This is a genomic window from Streptomyces sp. NPDC104096 (assembly GCF_055584385.1).
Genome location: NZ_JBVJMD010000002.1, coordinates 440,853 through 452,291, shown reverse-complemented (window position 1 = coordinate 452,291; position 11,439 = coordinate 440,853). Strand labels below are relative to the sequence as shown.

General features: G+C 72.6%; 9 protein-coding genes. 4 read left to right on the top strand and 5 right to left on the bottom strand.

The window, feature by feature from the left end; translation table 11 throughout:
• Positions 1-91: 91 nt before the first annotated feature.
• The 3 genes from ACZ60B_RS04450 to ACZ60B_RS04440 form a co-directional block, all read right to left on the bottom strand.
• Positions 92-751 (bottom strand): DUF5063 domain-containing protein, encoded by a 660-nt coding sequence (locus ACZ60B_RS04450; protein ID WP_469384062.1) that lies wholly within the window; start codon positions 749-751, stop codon positions 92-94.
• Complete coding sequence (gene recR, locus ACZ60B_RS04445) at positions 744-1,343, bottom strand: recombination mediator RecR (protein ID WP_450661269.1); 600 nt, start codon at positions 1,341-1,343, stop codon at positions 744-746. The genes ACZ60B_RS04450 and recR overlap by 8 nt, the downstream gene beginning before the upstream one ends.
• Positions 1,344-1,442: 99 nt before the next feature.
• Positions 1,443-1,787 carry a YbaB/EbfC family nucleoid-associated protein gene (locus tag ACZ60B_RS04440; protein WP_162468483.1) on the bottom strand — a complete coding sequence of 115 codons (345 nt, stop codon included), beginning with the start codon at positions 1,785-1,787 and terminating at the stop codon, positions 1,443-1,445.
• Between the two features lie 290 nt (positions 1,788-2,077).
• Between ACZ60B_RS04440 and ACZ60B_RS04435 the strand changes: the two genes are divergently transcribed.
• Positions 2,078-2,824: an SLATT domain-containing protein gene (locus ACZ60B_RS04435; protein ID WP_469384060.1), complete on the top strand. Its 747-nt coding sequence runs from the start codon at positions 2,078-2,080 to the stop codon at positions 2,822-2,824.
• Between the two features lie 31 nt (positions 2,825-2,855).
• Here the strand turns inward: ACZ60B_RS04435 and ACZ60B_RS04430 are convergent, their stop codons facing one another.
• Positions 2,856-4,388 (bottom strand): substrate-binding domain-containing protein, encoded by a 1,533-nt coding sequence (locus tag ACZ60B_RS04430; RefSeq protein WP_469384059.1) that lies wholly within the window; start codon positions 4,386-4,388, stop codon positions 2,856-2,858.
• A gap of 130 nt (positions 4,389-4,518) precedes the next feature.
• The gene (locus ACZ60B_RS04425) at positions 4,519-6,582 is read right to left on the bottom strand and encodes a serine/threonine-protein kinase (RefSeq protein ID WP_469384057.1); all 2,064 of its coding nucleotides are present in this window, start codon (positions 6,580-6,582) and stop codon (positions 4,519-4,521) included.
• Between the two features lie 220 nt (positions 6,583-6,802).
• Here ACZ60B_RS04425 and ACZ60B_RS04420 point away from each other — a divergent pair, with 220 nt between their 5' ends.
• From ACZ60B_RS04420 to ACZ60B_RS04410, 3 genes are all read left to right on the top strand, one after another.
• On the top strand, positions 6,803-8,158 hold the full coding sequence (locus tag ACZ60B_RS04420) for an aminotransferase class III-fold pyridoxal phosphate-dependent enzyme (RefSeq protein ID WP_469384055.1): 1,356 nt from the start codon (positions 6,803-6,805) through the stop codon (positions 8,156-8,158).
• Positions 8,159-8,273: 115 nt separating this feature from the next.
• The gene (locus tag ACZ60B_RS04415; protein ID WP_469384054.1) at positions 8,274-8,975 is read left to right on the top strand and encodes a GntR family transcriptional regulator; all 702 of its coding nucleotides are present in this window, start codon (positions 8,274-8,276) and stop codon (positions 8,973-8,975) included.
• Complete coding sequence (locus ACZ60B_RS04410) at positions 8,972-11,401, top strand: glycosyltransferase (RefSeq protein WP_469384053.1); 2,430 nt, start codon at positions 8,972-8,974, stop codon at positions 11,399-11,401. The genes ACZ60B_RS04415 and ACZ60B_RS04410 overlap by 4 nt, the downstream gene beginning before the upstream one ends.
• The last annotated feature ends 38 nt before the right edge of the window (positions 11,402-11,439 follow it).

Sequence of the window (11,439 nt, the reverse complement as noted above, 5' to 3'; positions counted from 1 at the left end):
CTCGTCCGACAGCGTCAACTCGGCCTTCGGCCGCCCCATCCGTGCCATAGGGCAAGCCTACACATCTGAATGGAATTCCCGACTCGGAACACTAGGAGACCGGACCGAGCCCGAGCGGGCCCGCGATCTCCTCCGCCATGACCCGGCCGGCCTCGATCTCCAGCGCGTCGTCGCTCACGTCCATGTCCGTGTCCAGACCGTCCAGCTCCTCCAGGGGCTGGTCCAGCCGGATGTGGGCCAGCACCGAGTGCAGCGCCCTGAGCGTGGCCGAGGCCGTCGAGCCCCAGTTGGAGAAGTAGGAGAACTGCCACCACCACAGGGCCTCCGTGATGCGGCCCGCGCGGTAGTGGGCCATGCCGTGGCGCAGGTCGGTGATGACGTTCGCGAGGTCGTCGGAGATCCGGGCCGGGACCGGTGCCTTGCGGGGCTCGTAGGGGTCGAAGACCTCCGAGTAGACGTCGACCGGGTCCAGCAGGCGGGCCAGGTTCTCGCGCAGGTCGTCCACGTCCGGCTCCGGGCCCGAGTCGGGCTCGTAGCGCTCGTCGGGGACGATGTCCTCGTGCGCGCCGAGCCGGCCGCCCGCCAGCAGCAGCTGGGAGACCTCCAGCAGGAGGAAGGGGACGGTCGAGCCCGGCTCGTCGCCCTTCGCGACCTCGGTGACGGCTACCAGGAAGCTCTCGATCTGGTCCGCGATCTGGACCGCGAAGTCGTCCGGACTCGGCTCGATCGCGTGCAGCGTGGCGTCAGACATCTAGGAGTCGTCTCCCCTCGAAGGCGCGGCCGAGGGTGACCTCGTCCGCGTATTCCAGGTCGCCACCCACCGGGAGGCCGCTGGCCAGGCGGGTGACCTTCAGGCCCATGGGCTTGATCATGCGGGCGAGATACGTCGCTGTCGCCTCGCCCTCGAGATTCGGGTCCGTGGCCAGGATCAGCTCGGTGACCGCGCCGTCGGCCAGGCGGGCCAGGAGTTCCCGTATCCGCAGGTCGTCCGGGCCCACGCCCTCGATCGGGCTGATCGCGCCGCCCAGGACGTGGTAGCGGCCGCGGAACTCACGGGTGCGCTCGATGGCCACGACGTCCTTGGGCTCCTCGACCACACAGATGACGGTGGCGTCGCGGCGGGTGTCGCGGCAGATCCCGCACAGCTCCTCCTGCGCCACATTGCCGCAGGTCGCGCAGAACCTGACCTTCGCCTTCACTTCGAGGAGGGCGTGCGCGAGCCGACGGACGTCCGTCGGCTCCGCCTGGAGGATGTGGAAGGCGATCCGCTGCGCGCTCTTGGGACCGACGCCGGGGAGCCGCCCCAGCTCGTCGATGAGGTCCTGGACCACGCCTTCGTACAACGGACTGCCCTTCCTGGTTCTTCGAGGACTTTCAGTACGTACCGTAGTTGGCCGTCGCCCGTTCGAGGAAGGCGGTACGGACCCGACTCGGTTCGAACGTCAGAACGGCAGGCCGGGGATGCCGCTGCCGCCGCCCAGCCCCTGGGCCAGCGGGCCGAGCTTCTGCTGCTGGAGCGTCTGCGCGTTCTCGTTGGCCGCCTGGACGGCCGCGACGACCAGGTCGGCGAGGGTCTCGGTGTCGTCCGGGTCCACCGCCTTCGGGTCGATCTTCAGCGCCCGCAGCTCGCCGGATCCCGTCACGGTCGCCCGCACCAGGCCGCCACCCGACTGACCGTCGACCTCCGTCCGCGCCAGTTCCTCCTGCGCCCTCGCCAGGTCCTGCTGCATCTTCTGGGCCTGTTGGAGCAGTTGCTGCATATTGGGCTGGCCACCACCGGGAATCACGATCAGCTCCTGGTTTCGTACGGCTGTCGGGGCGAGGTTTTCCTCGCCTGGCACGAGCCTACGTGGTCCAGGCAGGCATCGCCCTAGCACTCTTTCGAGTGACACGATTGTCCGTCCTATACCTGATCAAGCCCCTCTTCCAGGCGGAAAAGCATTGAAACCGGCCTCTTCGCCACCCATTGGGCGGTAGGAAGGGTGCGGCGCATCAGCATCAGACGTCACGGTGTCGCGATGTGAGGATGTCAGTACGTCACACAACGTGATCGGTCGGGATCAGTAGGGAGTGCCGGGTGGGTCAGCCGGAGATGCAGCCCGAGGGTCCGCCTCAGGACGGGCGGGGCGAGGGCCCGGCCGGGCCGCGGCCGGGCGACCTGACCGGGCGGACGTTCCCGCTCGGCGACTGGGGCGAGCCCGCCGCGCGACTGGACGAGCTGTACCGGTGGGTGGAGCGCGGGGCGCTGGAGACCGCGGCCTGGTACCTGTCCGACCGGGTGGGCAAGCGGCGGGCCGCGTGGGGCTTGCGCGCCGGTGCCGCGGCCGGGGCGGTCTCGGGGGCCGCGCTGCCCTTCCTGGACTTCACCGGGGTCGTCGGCGGGGCGGCGCCCTGGGGGTATCTCGCGCTGCTGCTGGCGGGGGCGTGCGTGGGCGTCGACCGGTTCTTCGGGGTGACCTCGGGATGGATAAGGGACGTGGCGACCGCGCAGGCGGTCCAGCGGCGGCTCCAGCTGCTCCAGTTCGACTGGGCCTCGGAGAGCGTGCGGGAGGTGCTGGGACCGACGGAGGGCACCGCCGGCGAGGCCGCCGAACGCTGCCTGGGCGTGCTGCGGAGGTTCTCGGAGGACGTGACCGAGCTGGTGCGTACGGAGACCGCCGACTGGATGGTGGAGTTCCGCACCGGGTCGGCGCCGCTGGGCATCCAGTCGGCGATGGCCTCCGTGCCCCGGCAGGACGCCGGGTCCGGACCGGGCCGCTTCCCCCTGCCACCGGGCCCGACCCGGCCGAACATGCCGCGGCAGCGCCCGCCCGAGCCCCGCTGAACCCGCGGGAACGACAGCGGGGGCCGTGCGGCTACGCGCAGAGTTTCATGCCCTCCGGCGTCCAGCACGGTATGTGCCCATGGGTGCGGATCACGTCCTGGCCGTTGCCGCGCGAGAGATACGTCAGGAAGCTCGACGCCAGCGAGTCGGCCGGGGGCCGGCCGTAGGTGTAGGCGTACTCGATCTCCCGGTACGGGTAGCCGCTCGTGCCGTGCTCGATGGCGTCGACGGACGGCGGGTCGGCGTCGAGGTCCACATGGTGCAGGCCCGGCGCGCGGTCGGCCGCGTTGAGCTCGCTGTAGCCGATCGCGCCGGGCAGGTCGGCGACCGTCGACAGCACCTGGTCCGTCGAGTCCAGCTCGCAGCGGATCACCGGCGCCGTCCGGTCGTCCTTGTGCACGCAGTCGACGGAGGAGTTCGCGATCTCGCCCCGGCCCAGCACCCGGCGCTGGAAGACCTGCCGGGTCCCGGAGTTGGCGTCCCGGCTGACCATGCGCACGGCCAGGTCCGGCCCGCCCAGCTGCCGCCAGTTGGTGATCTCGCCGCGGTAAAGACGCCGTACGTCCCGGGTCGACAGGTTCCTCAGCGGGACGTCGTCGTTGACGACGAGCGCGAAGACCGACACCGCGATCCGGTTCTCCCGCAGCTCGGGCATGCCGCCGGGCTTGGGTCCGTCGGAGAGGGCGATCAGGGACGGCGTGCCCTCGCCGCCCTTGCCGTCCTCGCCGGCCGCCGCCAGGTCCCGGATGCCCGCCGTCGACCCGTGCGCGTCGACCACCACCGTCGCACCCTCGCAGTCCTGCCGGTACTTCTGCGCGACCTCCTTCAGCACCGGGGCGAAGGCCGTCGAGCCGGTGACCGTCAGGGTGCCGTGCGCGCAGCCGATGGGCGGCGGGGTCCCGTCGCCGGACACGACGATGCCGGCGAGGGTCAGCACGCTGAGCGTGAGCATGATGCTGATCATCCGGGCCGCGCGGCTGAACAGGGGCGGCTTCTCGTCCGGGGTCGCGCTGCGGTTGGGGTGCACCTCCCCGTCCCGGATGCCGCCGCTGAGCCGGATCTCGCAGCCCACGTCGCCGCCGGAGAGCAGCACGAGCAGCTTGAAATGGTCGCCGCGGTTGAGCGGGACGCGCGGGATGCGCAGGGTGTTGCCCTCGTAGCCGAGCCCGGCGGCCGGGGTGAAGTGGTCCATGAGGTGGTCGGTCCCGGACGGCTGGGTGACCGAGACACCCCGGATGGTGCGCTCGGTGAACACCGCGGTCAGACCGTGCAGTTCACGTCCGGTGTAGTCGTTGTCGGCGATGCTCTGCGAACCGTCGTTCTCTATCCGCAGCAGGACGAGCGTGGCGTCCGCCATCCCCGGGGCCTCGTCGAACAGGCCCAGCCGTCTGTTGGCCCGGCCCGATCTGACGTCGTCGCCGATCGGGTTGTCCATCTGCACGCGGTAGCCGATCCGCTTGCGGCGCGGCACCCGGCGCTCGTACCAGACCATGACGCCCGACGCGACGATGCCGATGACCGCGGTCCCCACGGCCACGACGTTCTCTGCGCTCAGCCACTCCACCGTGGGTGCCCCCGCCGCTGCCCCGAGCCGAAATCGTGCGGTCACCGTAAGGCCGCGCGAACGGGCATTCCAGGCCACGCCTGCGAAGTTCGCCGTACGTTCAACTACGCCTGCGCGCGAGGGCACTTGCTCACCCTCTGACGTACGTCAGCGACTCCCCCGTGCTGGTGTTCACGCGCTCCAGGCCGCCGCTCGGCAGCAGGGTGACCTCGGTCGCCGCACCCGGCGAGCAGGACGAACGCGGCTCGCCGGAGATCACGGTGGACGGACCGATCTCCAACGGGCCGTCCGCGCCCGGCTTCCGGGTCAGGTGCGCGGTGAACTCGCAGTGGTACGTGCCCTGTCCCGCGGGTCCTTCGGCGACCAGCGTGAGGAGCGCGTCGCCCACCCGGCCCTGCCGGATGGTCAGCCGACGGGTGTTCGGGCCGGCGGCGCTGTCGATCGTCGCGGCCCAGGTGCCGAGGTACGCCTCGGGAACGGCTCCGTCGGCGGGCGTCCCGGAGGCGGGCCCCGAACTCGCCGGGCGGCTTCCGGAAGGGCCGGGGGCCGTGGGAGGCGCCGAGGCGGGGGCGGCGGCGGTCGGCGCGGCGGTGGGGCCGGTGCCGGGGCGCCCGCCCCCGCTCATCAGGGCGAACACCGAGCCGCCCGCGGCCAGCGCGACGACCAGGGCGATCACGACGAGGAGAGCCGTGGAGCGGCCGTCGCGCGGCTGCGCCTCCTGGGGGCCGCCGGGCTGGTGGAACACGGTCGCGCCGACGGGCGGGAGGCTGTACGAGGGTGCGGGGCCGGGGTCGCCGTAGGGGTGGTACGGCCCCTGCGGCCCGGACGCGCCGTGCCGGAGCCGGCCGTAGGCCGGGTGCTGGGCGGGGTGCTGTTGCGGGTGCTGGGGGTGGCCGTGGGCGGGGTGGACGGGGGCCGGGGCCGGCAGGTCCGCCCGTCGTGCCGGGGCCGGCGCGGGCGGTCTCCCGGAGCCCGCGTCCGCGGGGGAGCCGTCGTCCGCGGCGGACGCGTGCTCGGGGGCGGCCTCCGGGGCGGGGGTGTGCCCAAAGCCGGTCTCCGGGGCGGGAGTGTGCCCGGGGGCGGGAGTGTGCCCGGGGGCGGGAGCCGGACCGAAGACGGGAGCCTGGCCGGGAGCGGTTCCCTGCGCGGGGATGCTCCCCTCGTCGGCCCCCTCGCCGGTTCCCTGCGCAGGACCGGCCCCTTCCAGGGCCTCCGGGCTCCCCCGGCCTCCGTCGCCTCCCCGCCCCTCCCCGTCGCCCGGTCGCGTCGCGTCCGCGGGGTTCTCCGTCTCCAGCAACCGCATCGCGTGCCGCCCGAGTTGGGCCACCAGTACCGCGGGCAGCCAGGGATCGCGCGAGCGGCCGCCCGCCACGGTGTCCTGCGCGCCCGTCCGCTCCAGGATCGCGGCGAGCGAGGGCCGGGCCGCCGGGTCCTTCTTCAGACAGGCGCGGACGAGTTCGGCGATGCCCTCGGGCACACCCGTCAGGTCGGGCTCCTCCTGGGCGATGCGGAACATCTGGGCGTGCACCCCGCTGTCCGCCGGCCCGAAGGGCAGCGCGCCGGTCGCGGCGTACGCGAGCAGCGAGCCGAGGCAGAACACGTCGCACGCGGGCGTGACCCGGTCGCCGCGCACCTGCTCGGGGGCCATGAAGCCGGGTGATCCGACGAGCGAGCCGGTGCGGGTCAGCCCGTTCTCGGTCGGCGTCTCCAGGGCCCGCGCGATCCCGAAGTCGATGACCCGCGGACCGTCTATGGTCACCAGCACGTTGGACGGCTTGAGGTCGCGGTGGACGATCCCGGCGGCGTGGATGTCCCCGAGCGCCTGGGCGAGCCCGGCGGCCAGGACGCGCACCGACCGCTCGGGCAGGGCCCCGTGGTCCTGCCCGACGACCCGCTGGAGGCTCGGCCCGGCGACATAGCTCGTGGCCACCCACGGCACGGCGGCCTCGGTGTCCGCGTCCAGCACCGGCGCCGTCCAGTGCCCGCCGACCCGGCTCGCCGCCTGCACCTCCTGGCGGAACCTGGCCCGGAACACCTCCTGCTCGGCCAGCTCACGGCGCACCAGCTTCACCGCGACGGTCCGCCCCCGGTCCGAGCGCGCCAGGTACACCTGGCCCATCCCGCCGGCCCCGAGCCGCGCCAGCAGCCGGTACGCGCCGATCTGCGGCGGATCCCCTGGCCTCAGCTTCTCCATGACCGCGCCGCCTTCCCCCCACAGGTGAGCAATGCAGCGAGAATAATCCGGTCCCCGGGCGAGTCGTCCGGGGGCGGCCCCCCGGACGACCGCCGGCCCGCACCGGGCCCTCGGCCTGCCCCGGTCGCCGGTACACGTGGACAACCTGTCGCAAAAAGCGGTCGTCCGCAGACAGGACGCCGCTGTCGCCCGCGTGGGGCGGACATTTACGCTCGCCGCCATGACGCCTCAGACCGACCCCCAGGCCGGCGCCGCCGTGAAGGCCGCGGACCGCGCGCACGTCTTCCACTCCTGGTCCGCCCAGGAGCTCATCGACCCGCTCGCCGTCGCCGGCGCGCAGGGGTCGTACTTCTGGGACTACGACGGCAACCGCTACCTCGATCTCACCAGCGGACTCGTCTTCACGAACATCGGCTACCAGCACCCGAAGGTCGTCGCCGCGATCCAGGAACAGGCCGCGACCCTGTCCACGTTCGCGCCGGCCTTCGCCGTCGAGGCCCGCTCGGAGGCGGCCCGGCTGATCGCCGAGCGGACCCCCGGCGACCTGGACAAGATCTTCTTCACCAACGGCGGCGCCGACGCGGTGGAGCACGCCGTGCGCATGGCCCGGCTGCACACCGGCCGCTCCAAGGTGCTCTCGGCGTACCGCTCGTACCACGGCGGCACCCAGCAGGCGATCAACATGACCGGCGACCCGCGCCGCTGGGCCTCCGACAGCGGCTCGGCCGGGGTCGTGCACTTCTGGGCGCCGTTCCTCTACCGCTCCCGCTTCTACGCCGAGACCGAGGAGCAGGAGTGCGCGCGGGCGCTGGAGCACCTGGAGACGACGATCGCCTTCGAGGGCCCCTCGACGATCGCCGCGATCGTCCTGGAGGGCATTCCGGGCACGGCCGGGATCATGGTGCCGCCGCCGGGCTATCTGGCCGGGGTGCGCGAGCTCTGCGACAAGTACGGGATCGTCTTCGTCCTGGACGAGGTCATGTCCGGGTTCGGGCGCACCGGTGAGTGGTTCGCTGCCGACCTGGCCGGCGTGGTGCCGGACCTGATGACCTTCGCCAAGGGCGTGAACTCCGGTTACGTGCCGCTCGGCGGGGTCGCGATCAGCGGTGCGATCGCGGAGACCTTCGCCCGGCGGCCCTACCCCGGCGGGCTGACGTACTCCGGTCACCCGCTGGCCTGCGCGGCCGCCGTCGCGACGATCGATGTGATGGCCGAGGAGGGCATCGTCGAGAACGCGGCGACGCTGGGCGCGTCCGTCGTCGGACCGGGGCTGCGGGAGCTGGCGCAGCGTCACCCGAGCGTCGGCGAGGTGCGCGGTGTCGGCATGTTCTGGGCGCTCGACCTGGTCAAGAACCGGGAGACCCGGGAACCCCTGGTGCCGTACAACGCGGCCGGTGAGGCGAACGCGCCGATGGCCGCGTTCGGCGCCGCCGCGAAGAAGAACGGCGTGTGGCCCTTCGTCAACATGAACCGGACCCACTTCGTGCCGCCGTGCAACGCGAGCGAGGCGGAACTGAAGGAGGGTCTGGCCGCCCTGGACGCCGCGCTGTCGGTGGCCGACGAACACACGGAGTGACGCCTGGTCCCCACGGTCGGGGAACCCGAACGCGTAAGGTGGCGTGCTCGTATACATGCACGAGCGCTGCGGACGAGCACGCCACCTGCCACGCGACGAGGGAGACCCCCTGACCATGCCCGGCCCCAGCGGCAACGGCTCCGTGACCCGCAGTACCCTGCGCCAGCAGATCGCGGACGCGCTTCGTGACGAGGTGCTGGCCGGTCGGTTGCAGCCGGGGCAGGAGTTCACGGTGAAGGAGATCGCCGACCAGTACGGCGTCTCCGCGACCCCGGTGCGCGAGGCACTGGTCGATCTCTCCGCGCAGGGCCTCCTGGAGGCCGACCAGCACCGCGGTTTCCGCGTCCACGAGTACTCGGTCGCGGACTTCCGGGGCATCGTCGAGGCCCGCGGTCTGGTCACCGAAGGCATGTTCCACGCGCTCGAATCCGGCCACAAACGGTTCCGGGACCTGTCGGACCCGCGGGTCGCCGCCGCCGTCGCGGCCGTGCGCCGCCGCGGCGAGGAGGCGCAGCGCGCCGCCGACGCCGGTGACCTGGCCGTGCTGATCGGCTACGACCTGCGGTTCTGGCGGGAGCTCAGCGCCCTGTTCGGCAACCCCTACCTCGTCGACTTCCTCAACCGGCTGCGCGTGCAGTCCTGGGTGTGCGCGGTGCAGCACCTGCGTCACCAGGGCGATCTGCGCGGCCGGCTGTGGTCCGGCCACACCCGGCTGGTCGACGCCCTGGCCCAGTACGACACCACCACCGCCCGGGCGATCGTCGAGGAGTACAACGCGCACTCCCTGGTCCTCATCGAGCGACAGGCGCACGGATGAGCGGCGCCGGGGGAGACCGCGTCGACCTGACCGTCGTCGTCCCCGCCTACAACGAGGAGCGGCGGCTCGGCCCCACCCTCGACGCGATCACCCGTTATCTGGGCGAGCCCGGGGGCCGCTGGGGCGAGTGGGAGATCGTGGTCGCCGACGACGGCTCCACCGACACCACCCGGGACATCGTCACCGCCCGCCGGGACCCCCGGATCCAGCTGGTCGCGAGCCCGCACAACCGGGGCAAGGGCCACGCCCTGCGGATCGGCGTGGCCGCCTCGCGCGGCCGGCGCGTGCTGGTCACGGACGCCGACCTGGCGGCGCCGATCGAGGAGCTGGAGAAGCTCGACAAGGCACTCGGCGAGGGCGACGCGGCGGCCGTCGGCTCCCGTTCGGTGCCGGGCGCGACGATCGGGAGCCGCCAGCACCGGCTGCGCGAACTGCTCGGCCGCGCCGGGAACTTCCTGATACGCAGCGTCGCGGTCCCCGGGATACGCGACACCCAGTGCGGCTTCAAGCTGTTCGACGGCGACCGGGCGCGGGCCGCCTTCGCCGCCTCCCGCCTCGACGGCTGGGGCATAGACGTCGAGGTCCTCCAGTACTTCCGCCGCGCCGACTGGCCGCTCGCCGAGGTCCCGGTGAGCTGGTCCCACCAGTCCGGGTCGAAGGTGCGGCCCCTCGACTACGTCCGGGTCCTCGGCGAACTGGGCCGCCTCAAGCTCCGCGCCCTGCGCCCCGCCGACGCCTTCGCGGTCCTGCTCTTCCTGCTCATGGCGACGGCCCTGTACTCGGGCCGCTTCTTCGACCCGGCCCACCGCTACCTCCCGGACTCCCTCCAGGACCAGAACCAGTGGGAATGGTTCTTCGCGGTGACCGCCGACAGCGTCGCCCATCTGCGCGACCCGCTCCTCACCGACCTCCAGGGCTTCCCGAACGGCGTCAACCTCATGGCCAACACGGTCATGCTGGGCCTGTCGGTGCCGTTCGCCCCGCTCACCCTGCTGTTCGGCCCGGCGCTCGCGCTGAGCCTGTGCATGACCCTGGGCCTGGCCGCCACCGCGGCCGCCTGGTACTGGCTGATCGTCAAGCGGGTCGTACGGCAGCGGCCGGCGGCCTTCCTCGGCGCCTCGCTGGCCGCCTTCGCGCCGCCGATGGTCAGCCACGCCAACGCCCACCCCAACTTCGTGATCCTGTTCATGGTCCCGCTGATCGTCGACCGCGCGCTGCGGCTGTGCGCCGGCACCGCGGTGGTCAGGGACGCGGTGGTCCTCGGCCTGATGACGGCCTACCAGGTCTTCCTCGGCGAGGAGCCGCTGCTGCTCGCGGCGGTCGGGATGCTGCTGTTCGCCGGCGCCTACGGGCTGCTGCGCCGGGACGTGGCGAAGGCGGCCCGGCGGCCGCTGCTGCGCGGCCTGCCGATCGCCGCCGCGGTCTGTCTGCCGATCATCTGCTACCCGCTGGCCTGGCAGTTCGCCGGACCGCAGAGCTATCAGAGCGTCCTGCACGGCACCGGCGCGGGCAACAGCCCGCTCGCCCTGCTCGCCTTCGCCGAACGCTCCCTGATCGCGGGCGACGCCGCGCGCGCGAACGCCCTCTCCCTGAACCCGACCGAGCAGAACGCCTTCTACGGCTGGCCGCTGGTCCTGCTCGCCTTCGCGATCACCGTACGGCTGTGGGAACGGGTCCTGGTCAAGGCGCTGGCGTTCACGGCGCTGGCCGCGGCCGTCCTGTCGATGGGTCCGAGGATCCGCGTCCCGCTCACCGAAACGGTCCTGCCCGGCCCCTGGGCCCTGCTGTCGGACATGCCGCTGTTCGAGTCGGTCATCGAGGGCCGGTTCGCGATGGTCTGCGCCCCCGTCCTCGGCATGCTCCTGGCGCTCGCGATCGAGCGGCTGGCCACGATCCGCCGGATCGGCACGGTCTACACCGGGCTGCTGGCCGTCTCGCTCGCCCTGCTCCCGGTGGTCCCCGCGCCGCTGAAGTCGACGGACCGCGTGGCCGTCCCCGCCTTCATCGCGGACGGCCTGTGGAAGTCGTACGTCCGCGACGGCGAGAGCCTGGTCCCGGTGCCGCTGCCCGACCCCGGCAACGCGGAGGCCCTGCACTGGCAGACGGTCGCGGGCCTCGGCTTCAAGCTCCCCGGCGGCTACTTCAACGGCCCCTACGGCGAGGACCGCATCGGCATCTACGGAGCCTCCCCGCGCGAGACCTCCAGCCTGCTGCGGGACATCCGCTACTCGGGCAAGGTCCCGGAGATCGGCGGCAACTGGAAGGCGCAGGCCGCGCAGGACTTCGCCTTCTGGAAGGCGGGCGCGCTCGTCCTCGCCCCGCAGCCCAACGACACCGCGCTGCGCCAGGCCCTGGAGAAGCTGGTCGGCCGACCCGGTAGGTGGACCGGCGGGGTATGGGTATGGGACCTGCACAAGGGGAGCTGAACCTCCGCCGGACCGACTACTCTTCCCTTCCCTGACCG

Excerpts from the sequence above, each read along its gene's own strand:
- ACZ60B_RS04450 (WP_469384062.1), bottom strand. The coding sequence starts at position 751 with ATGTCTGACGCCACGCTGCACGCGATCGAGCCGAGTCCGGACGACTTC.
- ACZ60B_RS04425 (WP_469384057.1), bottom strand. The coding sequence starts at position 6,582 with ATGGAGAAGCTGAGGCCAGGGGATCCGCCGCAGATCGGCGCGTACCGG.
- ACZ60B_RS04420 (WP_469384055.1), top strand. The coding sequence starts at position 6,803 with ATGACGCCTCAGACCGACCCCCAGGCCGGCGCCGCCGTGAAGGCCGCG.
- ACZ60B_RS04415 (WP_469384054.1), top strand. The coding sequence starts at position 8,274 with ATGCCCGGCCCCAGCGGCAACGGCTCCGTGACCCGCAGTACCCTGCGC.
- ACZ60B_RS04410 (WP_469384053.1), top strand. The coding sequence starts at position 8,972 with ATGAGCGGCGCCGGGGGAGACCGCGTCGACCTGACCGTCGTCGTCCCC.